At 65.2% G+C, this 19096-nt stretch carries 20 protein-coding genes; 6 read left to right on the top strand and 14 right to left on the bottom strand.

The features are described 5' to 3' along the window. Positions 1 to 77 precede the first annotated feature (77 nt). From BRSPCE3_RS16805 to BRSPCE3_RS16820, 4 genes are all read right to left on the bottom strand, one after another. Positions 78 to 1184 carry an efflux RND transporter periplasmic adaptor subunit gene (locus BRSPCE3_RS16805; RefSeq protein ID WP_244067060.1) on the bottom strand — a complete coding sequence of 369 codons (1107 nt, stop codon included), beginning with the start codon at positions 1182 to 1184 and terminating at the stop codon, positions 78 to 80. 299 nt (positions 1185 to 1483) lie between these two features. After that, on the bottom strand, positions 1484 to 2809 hold the full coding sequence (locus BRSPCE3_RS16810; protein ID WP_244067061.1) for an MFS transporter: 1326 nt from the start codon (positions 2807 to 2809) through the stop codon (positions 1484 to 1486). Positions 2810 to 2948: 139 nt separating this feature from the next. Further along, the gene (locus BRSPCE3_RS16815; protein ID WP_244067062.1) at positions 2949 to 4112 is read right to left on the bottom strand and encodes a winged helix-turn-helix domain-containing protein; all 1164 of its coding nucleotides are present in this window, start codon (positions 4110 to 4112) and stop codon (positions 2949 to 2951) included. Between the two features lie 95 nt (positions 4113 to 4207). Then, on the bottom strand, positions 4208 to 4450 hold the full coding sequence (locus BRSPCE3_RS16820) for a hypothetical protein (RefSeq protein ID WP_244067063.1): 243 nt from the start codon (positions 4448 to 4450) through the stop codon (positions 4208 to 4210). Positions 4451 to 4591: 141 nt separating this feature from the next. Between BRSPCE3_RS16820 and BRSPCE3_RS16825 the strand changes: the two genes are divergently transcribed. Continuing rightward, entirely contained in the window at positions 4592 to 5224 is a 633-nt protein-coding gene (locus BRSPCE3_RS16825) for an OmpA family protein (protein ID WP_244067064.1), read from the top strand. 25 nt (positions 5225 to 5249) lie between these two features. Here BRSPCE3_RS16825 and BRSPCE3_RS16830 read toward each other — a convergent pair whose 3' ends face one another. Then, entirely contained in the window at positions 5250 to 6554 is a 1305-nt protein-coding gene (locus BRSPCE3_RS16830) for a phospholipid carrier-dependent glycosyltransferase (protein WP_244067065.1), read from the bottom strand. A 248-nt stretch (positions 6555 to 6802) separates the two neighbouring features. Between BRSPCE3_RS16830 and BRSPCE3_RS16835 the strand changes: the two genes are divergently transcribed. Together BRSPCE3_RS16835 and BRSPCE3_RS16840 are read left to right on the top strand one after the other, a co-directional pair. Next, positions 6803 to 7501, top strand: a complete 699-nt coding sequence (locus tag BRSPCE3_RS16835; protein WP_244067066.1) for a FecR domain-containing protein — start codon at positions 6803 to 6805, stop codon at positions 7499 to 7501. 2 nt (positions 7502 to 7503) lie between these two features. Continuing rightward, complete coding sequence (locus tag BRSPCE3_RS16840) at positions 7504 to 8712, top strand: hypothetical protein (protein WP_244067067.1); 1209 nt, start codon at positions 7504 to 7506, stop codon at positions 8710 to 8712. 45 nt (positions 8713 to 8757) lie between these two features. On the opposite strand, the gene BRSPCE3_RS16845 is transcribed toward BRSPCE3_RS16840, so the two are convergent. The 3 genes from BRSPCE3_RS16845 to BRSPCE3_RS16855 all read right to left on the bottom strand — a co-directional run bounded on the left by BRSPCE3_RS16845 (position 8758) and on the right by BRSPCE3_RS16855 (position 10830). After that, a complete protein-coding gene (locus BRSPCE3_RS16845; RefSeq protein WP_244067068.1) occupies positions 8758 to 9246 on the bottom strand; it encodes a VOC family protein in 489 nt (162 codons plus the stop codon). Between the two features lie 30 nt (positions 9247 to 9276). Beyond that, on the bottom strand, positions 9277 to 9693 hold the full coding sequence (locus BRSPCE3_RS16850) for a VOC family protein (protein ID WP_244067263.1): 417 nt from the start codon (positions 9691 to 9693) through the stop codon (positions 9277 to 9279). 120 nt (positions 9694 to 9813) lie between these two features. Further along, positions 9814 to 10830, bottom strand: coding sequence for an alpha/beta hydrolase (locus tag BRSPCE3_RS16855; protein ID WP_244067069.1), 1017 nt, complete (start codon positions 10828 to 10830; stop codon positions 9814 to 9816). Positions 10831 to 11046: 216 nt separating this feature from the next. Here BRSPCE3_RS16855 and BRSPCE3_RS16860 point away from each other — a divergent pair, with 216 nt between their 5' ends. Beyond that, positions 11047 to 12573, top strand: a complete 1527-nt coding sequence (locus tag BRSPCE3_RS16860) for an amidohydrolase family protein (protein WP_244067070.1) — start codon at positions 11047 to 11049, stop codon at positions 12571 to 12573. A gap of 161 nt (positions 12574 to 12734) precedes the next feature. On the opposite strand, the gene BRSPCE3_RS16865 is transcribed toward BRSPCE3_RS16860, so the two are convergent. Beyond that, positions 12735 to 13472, bottom strand: coding sequence for an enoyl-CoA hydratase/isomerase family protein (locus BRSPCE3_RS16865; RefSeq protein WP_244067071.1), 738 nt, complete (start codon positions 13470 to 13472; stop codon positions 12735 to 12737). A gap of 70 nt (positions 13473 to 13542) precedes the next feature. Next, positions 13543 to 14067 carry a cupin domain-containing protein gene (locus BRSPCE3_RS16870; protein ID WP_163160506.1) on the bottom strand — a complete coding sequence of 175 codons (525 nt, stop codon included), beginning with the start codon at positions 14065 to 14067 and terminating at the stop codon, positions 13543 to 13545. Between the two features lie 178 nt (positions 14068 to 14245). On the opposite strand from BRSPCE3_RS16870, the gene BRSPCE3_RS16875 reads away from it, so the two are divergent. Next, complete coding sequence (locus BRSPCE3_RS16875) at positions 14246 to 14449, top strand: CsbD family protein (protein ID WP_244067072.1); 204 nt, start codon at positions 14246 to 14248, stop codon at positions 14447 to 14449. A gap of 56 nt (positions 14450 to 14505) precedes the next feature. Here BRSPCE3_RS16875 and BRSPCE3_RS16880 read toward each other — a convergent pair whose 3' ends face one another. From BRSPCE3_RS16880 to BRSPCE3_RS16890, 3 genes are all read right to left on the bottom strand, one after another. Next, positions 14506 to 15513, bottom strand: a complete 1008-nt coding sequence (locus tag BRSPCE3_RS16880) for a D-2-hydroxyacid dehydrogenase family protein (RefSeq protein WP_244067073.1) — start codon at positions 15511 to 15513, stop codon at positions 14506 to 14508. 46 nt (positions 15514 to 15559) lie between these two features. Next, entirely contained in the window at positions 15560 to 16018 is a 459-nt protein-coding gene (locus BRSPCE3_RS16885; RefSeq protein ID WP_244067074.1) for an FKBP-type peptidyl-prolyl cis-trans isomerase, read from the bottom strand. Positions 16019 to 16081: 63 nt separating this feature from the next. Beyond that, on the bottom strand, positions 16082 to 17176 hold the full coding sequence (locus BRSPCE3_RS16890) for an FAD-dependent oxidoreductase (RefSeq protein ID WP_244067264.1): 1095 nt from the start codon (positions 17174 to 17176) through the stop codon (positions 16082 to 16084). On the opposite strand from BRSPCE3_RS16890, the gene BRSPCE3_RS16895 reads away from it, so the two are divergent. Further along, entirely contained in the window at positions 17117 to 17275 is a 159-nt protein-coding gene (locus tag BRSPCE3_RS16895; RefSeq protein ID WP_244067075.1) for a hypothetical protein, read from the top strand. The genes BRSPCE3_RS16890 and BRSPCE3_RS16895 overlap by 60 nt on opposite strands. Positions 17276 to 17405: 130 nt before the next feature. On the opposite strand, the gene ggt is transcribed toward BRSPCE3_RS16895, so the two are convergent. After that, a complete protein-coding gene (gene ggt / locus BRSPCE3_RS16900) occupies positions 17406 to 18992 on the bottom strand; it encodes a gamma-glutamyltransferase (protein ID WP_244067076.1) in 1587 nt (528 codons plus the stop codon). Positions 18993 to 19096: the final 104 nt, after the last annotated feature.

Here is a 19096-nt window from a genome sequence, read left to right on the forward strand (position 1 = left end):
GTTAGCGACGAAGCAATCCACACTTGTCTTGCGGCGAGATGGATTGCTTCGCTTCGCTCGCAATGACGGACGATTGATCAGAACGACAGCGACGACACGACCCGCACCTTCTGGCTCGGATCGAGTTTCTGCACGCCCAGCGCGACCACCTTGGCGCCGTCGTCGACGCCGCCGGAGATCACCACATTGTTGCTCTCATAGGCCTTCACCTTGACCGGCTTCAGCGCGATATCGCCCTTGTCGTCGACGATGTAGAGCGAGGGATCGCCGCCCTGGCTGTACAGCGCCGACAGCGGCAACTTGGCGACGCGCTCGCTCGCCTTGTCGGCCAGGGTCAGCGTCGCGGTCATGCCGAGCGAGACGGCCTCGTCGGCGTCCGGCAGCGAGAATTTCGCGAGGTAGGTGCGGGTGGCGGGATCGGCCTGCGGCGCGACCTCGCGCAGCCTGGCGGCGTAGCTCCTCTTGGCATCCGACCACAGCGTCACCGTGGCAACGCCCGACCTGGCACGAGCAAGAAGCGTCTCGGGGATCGCGACGACAGCTTCCTTCTCGCCAAGTCGGGCGACACGGATCGAGGCCTGGCCCGCGGCAACCACCTGGCCGGGTTCGATCATGGTCGCTGTGACGACACCCCGGGTGTCGGCCACCAGCGTTGCATAAGAGAGCGAGTTCTTGGTCAGCTCCACCGAGCGCTCGGCGCGGTTCAGCCGGGCGCGGGCTTCGTCGCCGGCGGCCTTGGCGGAATCCAGCGCCGCATCGGTGGTCCAGCCCTTGGCCTTGAGGTCCTTGGCGCGCTGCTCGGCAGCCGCGGCCTGCGCGAGCACGCCGGTGGCGGCGCTGAATTCCGCCTCCGCCTGCTCGGCCTGCAGCTTCAAATCGACCTCGTCGAGGGTGGCCAAGGGCTGGTCGACGTCGACTGTCTGTCCGACCTCGACCAGCCGCTTGGCCACCTTGCCGGCGACCCGAAAGCCCATATCGGCTTCGATACGGGGCTTGATGGTGCCGACAAAGCTGCGCTCGGGGGTTTCGGCTTCATAATGGACGGTCGCCACCAGAACCGGGCGTCCGGGATCGGCGGTTTCGGCCGCCTTTTCGTTGCAGCCGGTCAGCGCGAACACCGCGAAAGCCAGTGCCGCTCCGGTTAAGAGCCTGTAATAGCTCGACAAAACGGAACGAACGAACATCTGAAATCTCCATCGGGCTGACGACTGATGAAGAGTATCGATTTATCACTGATGAATGTCAATATTCGTCAGTGATAACCTATTCGTGAGGATCGGCCGGGATCGGCGTGGAAGGGGTGCGGCGGCCTTGGAACAGTGCGTAGCCCGGATGCAGCGAAGCGAGATCCGGGGCTCATGCCAGTGGCGAGAGAGTCCCCGGATTACGCTTCGCTTCATCCGGGCTACGTACTGTGCATGGGGTTGTTTTCGAGTTTTTTGTCCAGCCGGCTATACGGCAACCGATTCCGGATTGCGCGGCGCTACTTCGCCCCGGCGAATTCGGTCTTGGTCTCGTGGCTGCCGAGAAAGACCAGCAGGCCGGCGGCGAGCGGCAACAGCGACAGCACCAACAGGCCGGTCGACGTGCTGCCGGTCGTCTCCTTCACCCAGCCGATCAGATAAGGTCCGCCGAAACCGGCGAGGTTGCCGATCGAGTTGATCAGCGCGATCCCGCCGGCGGCGGCGGTGCCTGACAGCCAGGCGGTCGGCAGCGTCCAGAACACCGCGAATGTGCAGAACACGCCGATCGCGGCAACCGTCAGCACAACCATGGTCATGACTGGATCGGCGATATAGCTGGAGACGGCCAGCGCCAGCGCGGTCAGCAGCAGCGGCGCGCCGACGTGGAACACCCGCTCGCGCATGGCGTCGGAACGACGCGCCCACAGGATCATCGCGACCGTGCCGAACGCATAGGGGATCGCGGTGACGAACCCGGTCTGCGCGTTGGTCAGGCCGAACGCCTTGACGATCTGCGGCAGCCAGAACTGCATGCCGTAGAGCGAGGCGACGAAGCCGAAATAGATCGCGCTGAGCGCCAGCACCTTCGGCGAGGACAGCGCCTCGAACAGCGTGAAGTGCTTGGCCGCCTGCTTGGCCGCGACCTCGGCGTCGAGCTTCGCCTTGAGCCACGCCTTCTGCTCGGCCGAGAGCCAGTCGGCCTTCTCCGGCCGGTCGGTGAGGTAGAACCAGGTGACGATGCCGAGCAGCACCGAGGGAATGCCCTCGATGATGAACAGCCACTGCCAGCCCTTCAGCCCCATGACGCCGTCGAGGCCGAGCAGCAGGCCGGAGATCGGCGCGCCGATCACGGTCGAGATCGGCACGGCGAGCGCGAAGGCGGCGAGGAAGCGCGCGCGATATTCGGCCGGGTACCAATAGGTGAGATAGAGGATGATGCCGGGGAAGAAGCCGGCCTCGGCGACGCCGAGGAAGAAGCGCAGCGCGTAGAAGCTGTGCTCGTCATAGACCGCCGCCATCAGCGCCGAGAGGATACCCCAGCTCACCATGATGCGGGCGATCCACTTGCTGGCGCCGAACCGCTCCAGCGCCAGATTGCTCGGCACCTCGAAGATGAAATAGCCGATGAAGAAGATGCCAGCGCCGAACGAAAACACCACCGGCGAGAACTTCAGCTCGCTGTTCATGGTCAGCGCGGCGAAGCCGAGATTGACGCGGTCGAGGTAGGAGAAGAAGTAGGCCAGGATCAGGAACGGGATCAGCCGCCAGGAGATCGCGCGGATCGTGGAGTTCTCGATCTCGCTGCGGGTGCCGCGATCGGGCGCGACGGTTGCGGATTGGCTCATCTGTTCCCCCCAAGGCTATGCTTGCCTTGAGGATTATTGGCTGGCCCGGCATTGGGCAATGGCAAAAACCTCATAGCACACAGCACAAACGCAGCCCGGCCGCAGACGGGCGCCACGCGCGGACGGTGCGGACCAGGCGTTAGTCCGCGAGCTGGAAGCGCTCGAAGCGGTCGAGCTCCTCCTCGATGCGGCGCTTCAGTTCCTTGCGCGAGGCCTGCTTCTTGCCGTTACCGACCCAGCTCCATTTCTGCATCAGGAGCTTCCTGTTCTGCCGGTCGGTCTTGAGATCGAGCGCAGCGACGATGTCATCGCCGACCAGCACCGGCAGCGCGAAATAGCCGAACAGCCGCTTCTGCTTCGGCACATAGGCCTCGAAGCGGTGGCCATAGCCGAAGAACAGCTCGGTGCGCTTGCGCTGGATGACCAGCGGATCGAACGGCGAGAGGATGTGAACCAAAGCGGGATCGCCCTCGCCGGTTGCTTCCAGCACCTCGGGCCGCGCCCAATGCTCCTGCTTGCCGGCGCCATCGAGCGCGATCCGGACCAGCTCCTTGCGGCGCACCCTCGCCTCGATCAGGCCGCGCACCGCCTTCTTGCTCGGCGCGTCGAGGTGGCAGATTGAATCCAGGCTGACGATGCCCTGCGAGCGCAGCGCGCGATCGAGCAGATAGGCAATTCGGGCCGAGGCCGGCGCGGGCTTCGGCGGCCTGTCCCAGCCGAAATGCCTGCCCATCAGCTCGTAGGTCTTCAGCATGCCGGCGCGCTCGCTGATCGTGACCACGCCGCCGTAGAAGGCGAGCTGCAGCGCCCGCTTGGAAGGCTTCCGGCTCTGCCAGAGATGCTCCTTCTCGGTCAGCACGTCGTCTTCGATGTCGCGGATGGTCAGCGGCCCCTCGCGCAGCAGCCGCATGATCTTGCGGGTATCCGCCGGGGTCACCGACGAGAACCATTTATGGCCGTCGCGCTTGTGCGCCTTCATCGCCGGCAGGAAGATGCCGATGTCCTTGGACGGAATGTAGGACAGCGCGTGGGTCCAGTATTCGAACACGCTCTTGTCCTGGCTCTGCGCCTGCTTGAGGTCGGCGCGGCGGTAGTCCGGAATCCGGGTGAACAGGATGTGGTGATGGCAGCGTTCGATCACGTTGATGGTGTCGATCTGCACATAGCCGAGATGGTCGACGGCGGCCGCTACCGCTGACGCCCCCTCCCCGAACGGGGCCGTTATATCGAGCCGCTGCGCGCGCAGCCAAATGTGGCGGGCAGCGGCAGTGTTCAGGGATAAGGGTTCGGCGGCGCGGGGCATTGCCCCGGCAATGTAGTGAGATTCGCGCTTGTGTGGAGAGCCGCGCGCGGGAAATCAGCGCCGCATCATCATGCAGGCTTGGGCGTGCGGACCGGCTAGTCCGATCCGACGGCCCGCCGCAGCCACGGAACGTCCCGCATCGCGGCCGCGAGCGCGGCGCCTTCCTCGTGGAAGATCCCGAACGAATGACCGCCAACCGGAAACCAGCCCCTGCTGTCTTCGACGTCCCGCCGATACTCCTCGAAGCCGATGGTGCCGTCCGGGCGCAGGAAGATATCGACGCAGCGCGCGCCGTCTTCGTCATTGATCGAGCGAAGCACGCGATTGACGTGAGCCATGCCGGCTCTCCCTCTCAGCTCTCCCTGGCGCACTTATCCGTGACCCAGATCACATTCCGGGCTTTGAACCCGTCCTAGGTTCCCGGCATCAAAACGACAGCAAGCCGGATCGGCTGGCTCGACACTTTAAGGACGAAAACCATGCCCCGCTCACTTTCCATGTCTCTTTTGACGATCGGCGCTGCGCTGTCGATGACGGCGGGCGTTGCACTGGCCGGCAGCGACACCGTTCCGGCCGCCCAGATCCTCAATGCGCTGAAGCCGAAATCGGCCACCCGCGGCCTCTCCGCCGGCACGCAGATCGACCCGGCCGCATCGGCCAAGGAGGCGAGCTTCCTCAACACCGTTCGCAACCGGCAGACCCGCTCGCTGTCATTGGGCGAACGCCAGGAGATCGCCGACATCGCCGCCAACAAGCCGAAGATCGATCTGGAGATTCACTTCGACTACAACTCGGCCGACATCGCCAAGGGCTCGACCCAGGCGGTGCAGGAGCTCGGCAAGGCGCTGGCGGACGCCAGCATGAAGGGCTCGACCTTCGTCGTCGCCGGCCACACCGACGCGATCGGCGGCGAGGCCTATAACCAGGATCTCTCGGAGCGCCGCGCCGATACCATCAAGCGGTATCTGGTCGAGCGTTACGGCCTCAACGGCTCCGACCTCGTGACCGTCGGCTACGGCAAGACCCGGCCGAAGGACCCGAACGCGCCGATGGACCCGACCAATCGCCGCGTGCAGGTCGTCAACATGGATACCAAGACGGCCGCGCAGTAATCCAGCGTCCGCAATCCTGGCAGTTTCAGATCCAGTTCTGAAACAGCATCAGCCGATTGAAGGTCGCCATCGAGGTCCCGATCGCGGCCGCCGTGACCGGCAGCATCGCGATGAAGCCTGCGCATCCGACCGCCACGAACGCCCACAGCAGCCAGCGCGGCGCGCCCTTGCGCGTCAGCGCGTAGACCAGCACGAAGCTCGCGGTGGTCGCCGCCGGCAGATAATAATAGATGAAGCCGAGCGTGCGCGGCAGCAGCGCCCAGGCGAGATACGGCCCGAGATAGAACGCGAGCACCAGGAACGCATCGCGGCTGCGCCCGACGATCCAGTCGCGCAGCGCGACGATCAGCGCGATCAGCGCCGGCCACAGCAGGAGCGGGTTGCCGAGCAACACGATCGCGGCGAAGGCGTCGTCACCGACCTTCTCGAACAGGTACCAGACCGGGCGCACCAAAAACGGCCAGGACGGCCATGAGCTCATATAGGTGTGGCCCGCGATCGCGCTCGTGGTGTTGTCGGCGAAGATGCGGCGCTGTGCCTCGATGATGTCCGATAGCGAGAGGCCGTACAGCGGCACGAAGGTCGCGAGATAGGCGACCGAGGGGATCAGCACGAAGCAGACAAGAGCATGCGGCAGGCGAAAATCCGGCCACAAATCCGGCCGGTACCAATCCTCGGCATTGGCATCGGCAAAACGGGTGCGCCAGCCCTGCATCACGCGGATCACGGCCACGATCGCGATGCAGGTCGCGAGCACGAACAGCCCGCTCCATTTGCAGCCACTCGCAAGCCCGGCGAAGAGCCCCGCCAGCGCAAAGGCGGAGTGCGGCCGCTGCTGCCTGAAGCCGTGGAGGAACGCCGCGATCGCGAACAGACAGAAAGCCAGCGCAAAAATATCCAGCATCGCGATGCGCGACTGCACGAACAGCATCTGGTTGCAGAAGGCGAGCAGCACCGCCGCGATCGCGCGCTCCTGCGACGCGAACAGCGCGAGCGCGCCGAGATAGACCGCGACCAGCGCCAGCGCGCCGAACAGCGCCGCGGGATAGCGCCAGCCCAACGGCACGTCGCCAAACGCCTTGATCGAGAGCGCGATGATCTCCTTGGCAAGCGGCGGATGCATCGGGTTGAGCATCGGGCCCTCGCGCACCGGCAGCAGCATCTGCCGTGCCGCCGGCACGTAATGCACCTCATCGAAATAGAGCTTGTCCGGCGTCGTGATCCCGATCAGCAGCACGACGTGGGCAACGACGAAGATGATGGCCGCAGCGATCGCCGCGCGCGTGACTGGACGGCGGTCAACAGAAGACGATTTGCTTGCGGTGTTCAATGGGCGGGCACGATGAGAAGGGAACAAGTGTGAGCGAAGTGTGAGCTACGCGTGCACGCATCGCACGTGACGAGGGTGATTATGTGACGTGTGTGATCAGAACTCACTTTCACAGACGCACCATTGAACATAGTCGAATCGACGGACACTAACCATCCAGTCACCTCGGCGGAGTTTGTGACATATATACAATATCAGGTGCGTGCGCGATCCGGTACGATGACGGCGTTCAGTCGATCGGTATTGCAATGAATTCGCCTCACAGCTTTTTCTCCCTGGCTGCAATCGGTCTTGCCGTCGCGCTGACGGCACATCCCGCTCAGGCGCAGACGCGCGTCGGCGAAGCGGCGATGGTGAAGAACGAGGTCGTCCGCGTTGCGGCTGCGACCATGCCGATCAATGTCGGCGATGCGCTGCTGCGCGACGAGACGGTGCGCACCGGTCTCGAGAGCGCGGCGCGGCTGGTGATGGCCGACAGCACCAACCTCTCGCTCGGACCGAATGCCTCGCTCAAGCTCGATCGCACCGTGTTCGACGACGAGCATCACTATCGCGATGTCGCGATCCGCCTGACCTCGGGTGCATTCCGCTTCGTCACCGGCCACTCGGAGAAGGCGGCCTACAAGATCAACACGCCGCTTGCGACCATCGGCGTGCGCGGCACGGTGCTCGACATCCTGTCGCAGCGCGGCCAGACCATCGTCGTGCTGCAGGAAGGCGCGTCGACCGTCTGCACTGCCAGCAAGCAGTGCCTCGATCTGACCCAGCCCGGCGACACCGCGATCATCACCTCGAGCGGCGGCCGCACCACGATCCAGAAGACCAACACTCCGCCCTGGACCTTTGCCGCGACCTGCAGCCAGGCGGCGGGACTCTGCACGGTGACCCAGTTTGCCGACGCCACACCGGGCAATGACGATCCCACCGGCATGCTGTGCGGACGGTGACGATGCTGCGCCGGATCCATCACCTGATCCCGTCGACGGCTCTGACGGTGGCGCTGTCGCTCGCGATGCTGCAGGCGGTGGCTGCGCCGGCCCAGGCCCAGACTCCGCGGCCGACGTCGACGCCATCGACGAACTGCACGTCGAATCCCGATTCCGAGTTCTCGGTGTCGCCGAACTGCGGATCGACCTCCACGCCGACGCCTACTCCCACGCCAACCCCGACCCCCACGCCAACTCCGACACCGACACCGACACCGACACCAACGCCGAGCCCTTCGCCGACCCCGACGCCAACTCCGACCCCAACGCCGATCACCGGCGCGCCGTCGAGCGGCAGCTCGATCAACGGGCTCGCCGACCAGCGCTTCAACCAGATGATCACCAACCGCGTGCTCGGCACGGTGCTGCTCGGCGTCAACGAGCAGATCAATTGCGACGACTGCATCAGCGCGTTCGGGTCGGCCGGCTCGTTCTCGGCCGGCATCCACGGCCGCAAGACCATCACGCCGAATCTGTCGCTGCTCGCCGGCATCGCCTACACGCAATATGGCGAGGGCGGCTACAACGTCACCAGTGCGCCGATCGGCGCCTTTGCGCTGCGCTACGACTTCGTCGACTGGGGCTCGTCCCGTCCGTTCTTCGACATCGGCACCATCCTCTCGCCGTCCGAGCGGGTGCGCTATACCCGCAACTACGCGACCAGCCTCGGCCCGGTGTCGATCACGAGCCAGACCTCGAGCGAGAATTACGGCGTGTACGGGCGCGCAGGCTGGATCAGCCGGCTGTCGGCGCGTGACGAGGTCGCGGCCTCGGTCGAGGTCTGGCAGCTGTGGCAGCGGGTCAAAGGCTACAGCGACCCCGCCATGGCCTTCAATCCGTTCGACGCCACCATCGCCGACGGCACCGATCGCACCAGCCTGGTCAAGATCGGGGGCCAGTGGACCCATCTGTTCGGCTCGAACATCGAAACCAACATCAACGGCGGCTGGGTGCAATCCTTCGCCACCCATTCCGGCATCGTCGCCACCGTCACCGGCGATGGGACCATCGTGCCGACGATGGGCAACCAGGGCTGGTTCGAATATGGCGGCCGTGTCGGCTTCCGCATCACCAAGGGCTGGATCGCCGATCTGTTCGTCAACGGCACCGCCGGGCCGCAGCCGGTCGGCAACACGCTGCACGGCGGCATCGGCCTGCGGATCAATTACTGAAACGAGCGTTCCTCGCCCCGCAAGAGGGGGGCGAGGAAGTACGAATCAAGCCGCCGCCTCGCCTTCATAGGCCCGGCGCAGGCCTTCGACGTCGAGCTTGATCATGCCGAGCACGGCCTGCATCACGCGCGCGGCGGCCGCGGCGTCGGAGCCGCCGAGATATTGCCGGACCGCCGCCGGCACGATCTGCCAGGCCACGCCGTAGCGATCGCGCAGCCAGCCGCATTGCTCCTCCTTGCCGCCATTCGCGAGCAGCGCGGCCCAGAGCCGGTCGACCTCGGCCTGATCGACGCAGTCGATCGCGAACGAGACCGCGTGGCTATGCTCCATCTTCATCCCGCCGTTCAGCGCCATGAAGCGCTGACCGGCGAGCGTGAATTCGACCAGCAACACCGTGCCGGCCTTGCCGCCGGGACTGTCGATCACATTCCTCTGGACCGTCTCGATCCCAGAGTTGGGCAGCAGCGAGACATAGAGGTTCGCGGCCTCCTCGGCCTCGCCGTTGAACCACAGGCAGGGAGATATCTTGGACATGCGTCAGCTCCTCGGGATGGCAGGAAGCGATCAGGCGGTGGCGGCCTGCGCCTTGGTCGCGGCCTCGAGATCCATCCACATCACTTCCCAGATGTGACCGTCCGGATCCTCGAAGCTGCGGCCATACATGAAGCCGTAATCCTGCTGCGGCGACGGATCGGCGCTGCCGCCCGCGCCCGTCGCCTTGGTCACGTAACCGTCGACCGCATCGCGGTTCGCGGCCGAGAGGCAGAGCAGCACTTCGCTGGTGGTCCGGGCATCGGCGATCGTCTTCGAGGTGAACTGCCGGAATTTGTCGTGGGTCAGCAGCATCACGAAAATGGTCTCCGAGATCACCATGCAGGAGGCGGTATCGTCGGAGAATTGCGGATTCCTGGTCGCGCCGATCGCCTCGTAGAAGGCGGTGGCGCGGGCGAGATTGCTGACCGGCAGGTTGACGAAGATCATTTGAGGGTTAGCCACGCGAAGAACTCCTGTTGGCGGGGTTGTGCCCCGAGGACGAACCGGATAGCCCGATCCCGACATGACAGCAGAGATTTTTCTTGCGACGTCCTGCCGCAGGCTGCCTCAGGTCACGATCGGCGTCGGCATGGTCAGGAATGCCCGCGTCACATGCCAGAACAGCTCGCGGTTGGTGGCCAGCGCCACCGAATGCGCCGTGCCGGGCAGGATGATGAACTGCCGGTCGCCGTTCGGCAGCTTGTTGAAGAACTCCTCGAGGTCCCGCACCGCCGCGATCCCGTCATACTCGCCGCGCACCAGCAGCACCGGCGCCAGCACCTTGTCCGGATGCACCACCGGCAAATTGGCGGTCATGTCGAGATAGGTGCCGGTCGGGATCTGGTCGCCGAACTGCATCTCGACATCGGCCAACGCTTCCATCACCGCGGGATCCGACGTGCCGGGCCTGTCGCGGGTGGCGATCGAGCGGATCATGTCGCGGTTGCGCTTGCGCATGTTGTGGCTGCGGTAATAAGCGAGCTGTTCGGCGCGCTTCGCCAGCGTCGGCGAGCCCTCGCCCTTGTAGGTGAAGGCCGCGAACACCAGCCGGTCGATCCGCTCGGGCGCGGCCATCGCGAACGCGCCGGCCCGCAGCGCGCCGGAGGACTCGCCGACGAAATGATATCGGCTCTGTCCGGTCTCGCGCGCGATCACCTCGACCGCGGCTTTGAGATCCTCGACGCCGCTTGCGATGTCGGCATTGCCGGAGGTCCGGCCCGACTTGCCGTAGTTCTCGTGGTCCATGGTCCAGCAATCGAAGCCGTAGCGCGCGAAGACATTGAGCAGCGAATACTCACCCTTGCCCGGCACGGTGAGGTCGAACGCCCGCGATGTCACCGACGAGCCGTGGACGAAGAACACCACGGGCCGCGCCGGCTCGCCCGGCTTCGGCGCGCCGACCCGCTTGCGGAACATCCACAAGGGAATGTCACCCTTCTTCGCCCAATATTCGTTGCTCCATATTTCCCCGTCGGCAGGAACGGCGGTCGCGGCCTGCGCCGGTGCTTCGCCGAGCACGCCGGTGGCCGCCGCAACGCCGATGCCCTTGATGATGGTACGCCGCGAATGATCTGGCTGAATCATGGTTCGCTCCCTTCCGGATTTCTTCGTTCGATCCGGTGCGATCGAGCATAGCAGCGCGCAGATGTGGTTGTGCAACCGGCGCATTTCGCCTGTTCCAAACCGATGCACGATTTTGTGAACGTGGTTTCCGGCAATCGGCGCGGACGGCGGACAGGCTTGGTCCTAGTCTCCGCCGCGGTTTGACCGGAAACATCCGGCGTGAAGCGGGAGCGAAGAATGAGCAGCAATCTCACCGACGAAGAACTTGCCGCCTTGATGCCCTCCGAACTGTGCCAGTACCAGACGCCGATCCCGACCCAGATCGTCTCCAGCGACGAGTTCTATCCCGACCCGCAGAACGAACGGCAGCGCGAGGTCGAGGCGCGGCTGCTCGCAATGGCCGACGATCTCGGCGGCAAGCAGGGCCTCGATCGCCGCCGCTTCTTTCAGACCGCGGCCGGCATGGCCGCCTCGTTCGTCGCGATGAACCAGGTCTATGGCGAGCTGTTCGACGTGACGCCCGCGGAGGCCGCGACGCCCGCGATGGCGCAAGAGCGCGCCAACGGTCTGAAAGACCAGTTCATCATGGACATGCACACGCATTTCCTGCGCGACGACACCCGCATCATGGGATTCGTGGAAATGCGCAAGGCGGTCGGCAAGGCCGGCTGGAACAAGGAGCTCAACGATCACGAGCAGACCATCGAAGACCTCAAGTTCAATAACTACAAGAAGGAGATGTTTCTCGATTCCGACACCAAGATCGCGCTGATCTCCTCGGCGCCGTCGGATATCGAGCAGGACTGGTTCCTGACCAACGAGCAGATGGCCGCCGCGCGCAAACAGATCAATGATGAGGCCGGCTCGCGGCGCGTGTTCTGTCACGCCATCTTCACGCCCGGGCAGCCCGGCTGGCTCGACAAGCTCGACGCCGCGCTGGCGCTGGGGCCGGAGTCCTGCAAGGGCTACACGATCGGCGACAACACCCACAAGGAGATCAGCCGTTATCCCTGGCGGCTCGACGACGAGAAGGTGACCTACAAGGGCTACGAGAAGATGGTGAAGGCCGGCATCAAGAATGTCTGCGTCCACAAGGGGCTGTTCCCGCCCGGGATCGAGAAGCAGTATCCGAATCTGCGCGGCTTCGCCGACGTTGCCGATGTCGGCCAGGCCGCCAAGGACTGGCCGCAGCTCAACTTCATCATCTATCACTCGGCCTATCGCCATGTCGGCGGCGATCCGAAGGTGGCGCTCGCCGAGTTCGAGCGCACCGGCCGGATCGCCTGGACCTCCGACCTCGCCGACATCCCGGCTCAGTATGGCGTCAACAATGTCTATGGCGACGTCGGGCAATTGTTCGCCACCACGTTGGTCGCCGAGCCCAATGTCTGCGCCGCGCTGATGGGCACCCTGATCAAGGGGCTCGGTGTCGATCATGTCTGCTGGGGCACCGATGCGCTGTGGACCGGCGCGCCGCAATGGCAGATCGAAGGCCTGCGGCGGCTGGAGATCCCCGAGATGATGCAGAAGAAGTTCGGCTACGCGCCGCTCGGGCCCGCCGACGGACCGGTGAAGACCGCGATCTTCGGCGACAACAATGCCCGGCTCTACAACATCCAGCCGAAGCGCGCGATGCTCGACATCAAGGGCGATCGCTTTGCGATGATGAAGGCGCAGTATGAGAAGGCCGGCGCGGAGCCGTCGAACACGCGTTACGGCTATGTGGTGCCGAGCGGGGTGATCGATCACAAGGTGTTTGCGTAGGTCTCACCATCCGTCATTCCGGGGATCGCGAAGCGAGAGCCCGGAATCCATCCAGCCACAAATTTTACGGCCCGATGGATTCCGGGCTCGACGCTGCGCGGCGCCCTCAGGTGCGCAACGGCGCACCGGGGAATGACGAGTGGAGGGCCCGGCGCGCCCGCCTACTTCCCCGTAAACCTCGGCTTGCGCTTCTCGGCGAAGGCCTTCACGCCCTCCTTGAGATCCTCGCTGTCCCTGACCTCATCGAGCAGCCGCCGCACGTCGGCGACCGTCTCCAGCGGCCCCTTCGGCATGGCCTCACGGGCCAGCTTCTTCAGCACGCGAACCACCAGCGGCGCGTTGCCGGCGATCTTCGCAGCCATCTCCTGTGCCATTGCGAGGTGCTGCCCCTTCGGCGCGACCTTGTTGACGAAGCCGATCTGGAAGGCGCGCTCCGCCGACATTTCCTCGCCGACCAGCAAGAACTCCATCGCGATCTTGTGCGGCATCCGCGCCATCACCGATGAGACGCCGCCGGCCGTCGTGCCGATCTTGCCCTCTGGGTAGATGAAACGCGTCGTCTCCGACGCCACGCACAGATCGGCCATCTGGACCAGCACGAAGGCACCGCCGACCACCCAGCCCGACGTCGCCGCGATGACCGGCTTGTCGAGATCGACACCCAGACCGGGCACCGCGTGCCACATATTGACGGGAAGGTCGGCGACATCGGCACCGACGGAGAAATACTTCTCCTCCGACGAGGCCAGCACCGCGACGCGATCGTCGCTGTCGCGAAACCGCAGCCAGGCGTCGCGCAGCTCCGTACACAACGCGTTGTTGAGCGCATTGTGCTTCTCGCGACGGTCCATCGTGATGGTCGCGACGTGATCGGAGCTCTCGTAACGAACGAGCGTCATGCTGGCCTCCCTGCTACCATCGTCATTCCCCGGTGCGCAGTTGCGCACCGGGGAATGACGGGGCCTATCATTATTTCTTCTCGTCGGGATGCCGGTGCACCGGATCGACCCACAGCACATTCTCCGGCTTCTCGACCGGCTCGATGTCGAGATTGATCGCGACCGCCTCGCCGTCGGAGCGCACCAGCACGCATTCCAGTACCTCGTCGGGGCTGGCGTTGATCTCCTGATGCGGCACGTAGGGCGGCACGAAGATGAAATCGCCGGGACCGGCTTCGGCGGTGAATTGCAGCTTCTCGCCCCAGCGCATCCGCGCCTTGCCCTTCACGACATAGATGATGCTTTCGAGATGGCCGTGATGATGCGCGCCGGTCTTGGCGTCCGGCTTGATGCTGACGGTGCCTGCCCACAATTTCTGCGCGCCGACCCGGGCGAAATTGATCGCGGCCTTGCGGTCCATGCCGGCGGTCGACGGTACGTTCGGATCGAGCTGGTTGCCCGGAATCACGCGGACGCCGTCGTGCTTCCAGCGGTCGTCGTCGTGATGGTGGTGATCATGGTCGTGGGAATGGGTGTGATCGTGGGAACCGCTCATCGTTCTTGCTCTCGTTGGTCTTATTTCGTGCGCGGAACGCTAGCGAAAAGCAGGCGCGCAGGCGAGCGGAAAATCGGAACATCGCCAGATCGGAACGCCGCCCCATCGGAACGCCGCCGCATCGGAACGCCGCGATGTGCCGGCGCGTTGCCTCGGCGTATTCCGAAGGAGCAAGTTCATGGGTAGCACGACCGACAGGATCAAGGGCACGGCCAACGAGGCGATCGGCAGGTTCAAGCGGCGTCTCGGCAAGGTCACCGGCTCTCCGGCGATGCAGGGCAGAGGCGCGATCCTGGAAGCCAAGGGCAGGGGACAGAAGGCGCTCGGCGGCATCAAGAGGATCGTCGGCAGGGTGACCGCAGCGGCTCACTGGCCTCGCTGAACGAGAGATGACTCGGCCGCCCATCGAGCCGGCCGCTCGATCATGAGCGACGCTGGTCAGCCGCGCGGGCGCGGATGTGCCAGCACATCCGGACGTGCCAGCACATCCGGATTGACCACGTTGGTCGGCGTGCCGGCAGCGTAGGCCAATATCTGATCGAAGATGTCGGTGAACTGGATTTCGTATTCGTCGCGCGAGACGTAGCCGAGATGCGGCGTGCAGACCACATTGTCCATGTTGAGCAGCGGATCCGTGGTGTCGCGCAGCGGCTCCTTCTCGTAGACGTCGATCGCGGCCATGCCGGGACGGCCGGCGTGCAGCGCGTTGACCAGCGCGCCGGGCTCGATCAGCGGCGCACGGCTGGTGTTGACGATCAACGCGGTGTCCTTCATTCGCGCAAGGTCTTCGGCCTTGACGATGCCGCGGGTCGCGTCGACCAGCCGCATGTGCAGCGACAGCACGTCGCAGCGGGCGAAGAAGTCGGCCTTGCTGGCGGCGGTCTCGTAGCCGTCGGCGCGCGCTTTCACCAACGCCGGCTCGCGTGCCCAGACCAGCACATTCATGCCGAACGCCTTGCCATAGCCCGCGACCACGGCTCCGATCCGGCCGTAGCCATAGATGCCGAGCGTCTTGCCGCGCAATGTGTTGCCGACGCCGATCTGCCACTTGCCGGCCTTCAGCGCCGCCATCTGTTGCGGGATCGCGCGCATCGCGGCGAGGATCAAGCCCCAGGTGAATTCGGCGGTGGCATAGGACGGCGTGTCGGCATGCTGGCTCGACGACACGATGATGCCCAGCCGCGTGCAGGCGTCGATGTCGATGTGCGGATAGACGCTGCGCTGGCTGATCAGCTTCAGCTTCGGCAGCCGTTCCAGCAGCGCGGTGCGGATCTGGGTGCGTTCACGGATCAGCACCAGCGCGTCGGTGTCGCGCAGCCGCTCGGCGAGCGCATCGACGTCCTGGACATGGTCGTTCCAGATCGTGACGTCGTAGCCGTCGAGCTTGCGGAAACAGTCGAGGGTGCGCAGCGTGTCGAAATAATCGTCGAGGATCGAGATCTTCATCGCTGCGCCCCTCTTGTCGTGGGCCGGTTACGTCACGGTCAGTGGCTTACTTTACGCCAAGCAGTTCGACGTCGAACATCAGCGTGGCATTCGGCGGGATCACGCCGCCGGCGCCGCGCGCGCCATAGCCGAGATTCGGCGGGATGATCAGCGTGCGCTTGCCGCCGACCTTCATGGTGGCGACGCCCTCGTCCCAGCCCTTGATCACGTGGCCCTGGCCGATCGGAAACTCGAACGGCTCGTTGCGGTCGACCGACGAGTCGAATTTCTTGCCCTTCTGGCCGTTCTCGTAGAGCCAGCCGGTATAGTGCATGACGCAGGTCTGGCCGGGCTTCGGCGAGGCGCCGGTGCCGACCTGGCTGTCGATGATCTGGAGGCCTGAAGCTGTGGTCATGGGCTTTCCTGCAGTTTGGGCCGTTGCCGTCCCGCTGACAACGGACGTGGAGACTGCCGCCGCAACGCCGGCGAACGCAGTCCTGATGATCGTGCGTCGGGAAGATCGCATCTTGCACCTCTCGTGAAGGACGGCCGTCTCTAGCCCAGCGCGGACGAAATCCATAGCCATTTTTCAGTGACCGGCCATGCCGACATCGCGGTCCAGCGCGAAATCGTCCAGCAACGGCGAACCGCCGCCTGCGATGAGATCGCCGATCAGTTGCGCCGCGAGATAGGAAAAGGTGATGCCGTTGCCGCCATAGCCATACGCGGCATAGACGCGCTTCGCGCCGGGCACCGGACCGATCAGCGGCAAGCCGTCGCTCGTGGTGTCGAAGGTGCCGGCCCAGCGGTAGTCGATCTCGGTCTCGGCAAAGGGCCAGAGTGCGGCAAGGCGCTCTGCCAGCGCGCGCGATTTCTGCGGGATCAGGCGGTCGCGCGCGCCGGGCTCGATGACGTTCTCGCTGTCCTCGCCGCCAATGATGATGCGACCTTCCGGCGTCGTGCGGGCGTAGAGGTAATCCTTCGCGTACTCCCAGATCAGCACGCCGCCCTTCCAGATGTTGTGCGGCTGCGGCGCGGTCGCGATCGCCCAGCTCGACGACACGGTCTGCAGCTTCGAATGAACGATGTCCGGCATCGCATAGCCGGTCGCCAGCACGACCGCCTTCGCGGCGACTTCGCGGCCATTGCCGAGTCCCACGGTGACCGCCTCACCCGCCGGATCGAACGCGACAGCCTCGGCATCGAACAAGCGCGCGCCGCGCGCGACCCCGAGCCGAAGCAGACTGTGAGCAAGCTGAAGCGGATCGGCGTCGGCGGCGCCTGGCGACACGATCGCGCCGACGCGCGCCATGCCGAAGGTCTCGAGCAGCCGGCCATGGTCGAGGAAATCGCCGGGCAAGCCGGCGCGGCTGCGCAGCCGGTGCTCATCGAGCAGTTCGGCCGCGGAGCTTTCCGCCGCCAGATAGAGCGAGCGCTTCGCTCTGATCCGACCGGGAATGTTGAAGTCGTGTACGAGAGACCTCAGGCCGCTCACCGCTGCGAGGCTCGCACGGTAGGCGCGCGCGGCGCGCTCGAAGCCGTAGATCGCGGTGAGCTCGACCAGCGGGCGATCGATCTCCCACAACAGCATCGAGGTGCTCGCCGCCGTGCTGCCGCGGCCGGGATGCTCGCGATCGACGATGACGACGTCGAGTCCCTGACGCGTCAGCCGCTCGGCAACCAGTGCGCCGGTGATGCCGGCGCCGACGATCAGCGCATCGCAGGCGAGATTTTCCGTGAGCGTCGGGCGCGGAGGCTGTTTCGCGGCGGCAAGCCAGGGTGAGGCGCCGCCGCGCAGATCCGCCTGTTCGGTCTCATCTGTATCGAGGGTGCGGATGATCGGCCTCGCGGGGAATGGCTTTCAGCACCAACCCCCGCGACGACGCCTTGTTCCGCCGCTCCGGCCGCGACGATCAGTAGCCGAGCGCGCAGCCGTCCTTGCGCGGATCGGAGCCGCCGGTCAGCGTGCCCTTGTCCCAATCGATCCAGATGCCCTGGCCGCCGCCGAGCGGCGCGACCACGCTGGTGGTCTTGTGGCCGATCCTCTTCAGGCCCTCGACGATGTCGGCAGGCACCGAGTCCTCGAGCTGGTAGACGCCCTCGTAGTGCAGGCCGCGCGGCATATCGATCGCTTCCTGGATGTCGCAGCCATAGTCGAGCATGTTGGTCAGCACATGGGTCTGGCCGACCGGCTGATACTGCCCGCCCATCACGCCGAACGACATCACCGAACGGCCGTTCCTGGTGGCCAGTGCCGGGATGATGGTGTGCAGCGGACGCTTGCCCGGCGCGATGCAGTTCGGATGGCCGGGCTGAATGCGGAAGCCGCCGGCGCGGTTCTGCAGCAGCACGCCGGTCTTGTTGGAGACGATCGCCGAGCCGAACGAATGCGCGATCGAGTTGATGAAGGAGCAGACGTTGCGATCCTTGTCGACCACCGTGATGTAGACCGTCGACGGATTCATCGGCGGTGCGACGTTCGGCAGGTCGAGCAGGCCGTCCATCCGGATGTTCTTGATGTGCTCGTCGGCGAATTCCCTGGACAGGATGCCGGCGACATCGACATGCACCTGCTGGGGATCGCCGATGTGCTGCTCGCGCATCATGTAGGCGATGCGCGCGGCTTCCGCCTCGAGGTGGAAACGCTCGACGCTGAGCGGCTTGAACTTGGTCAGATCGAAGCGCGACAGGATGTTGAGCATCACGAGCATGGTGATGCCGGGGCCGTTCGGCGGGCACTGCCAGACGTCGTGGCCCTTGTACATCGTACCGATCGGCGCGGTCGTCTCGGTCGAATGCGCGGCGAAGTCCTCGAGCGTGTGCAGGCCGCCGATGCCGCGCAGGGTGTCGACCATGTCGGCGGCGATCTCGCCGCTGTAGAAGGCATCGCGGCCCTTTTGCGCGATCGCGCGCAGCGTCTTGCCGAGTTCGGGCTGGCGGATCACGTCGCCGGCGACCGCGGGCTTGCCGTGCGGCAACAGATAGCGCTCGGTGTTGGTGCCGTTCTTCAGCTTCTCGAAACCGTTCTTCCAGTCGAAGGCGATCCGCGGCGCGACCACGTAACCCTCTTCGGCGGCCTTGATCGCGGGCTGCAGCAGACGGTCGAAGCCGAACTTGCCGTGATCCTTCAGGATCACGTCCCAGGCATCGATGGCGCCGGGAATGCTGACGGCGTGCGCCGAGGTCAGCGGCACCGAATGGATCTTGCGTTCGAGGTACCACTCGGCAGTGGCGGCCATCGGCGCGCGGCCGCTGCCATTATAGGCCGTGATCTTGCCCTCGCCCTTCGGCTGGATCAGCGCAAAGCAGTCGCCGCCGATGCCGGTCGATTGCGGCTCGATGACGCCGAGCAGCGCGCAGGCCGCGACCGCGGCGTCGGCGGCGGTGCCGCCCTCGCGCATCACCTCGATGGCCACCAGCGCCGCCTCCGGATGCGACGTCGCCACCATCGCGTTCTGGGCGTGGACCGTGGACCGGCCGGCGAAATGGAAATTCCTCATAACGGAGTGCTCGCTTGATCGTGGTGGTCTGATGCTGCCGCGGCGGATGGATGCCAACGGGCTACCAAGGGAATGCGAAGTACATGGCACATTCATCCCCGGCA

Source organism: Bradyrhizobium sp. Ce-3, assembly GCF_022835695.1.
Taxonomy (GTDB): Bacteria; Pseudomonadota; Alphaproteobacteria; order Rhizobiales; family Xanthobacteraceae; genus Bradyrhizobium.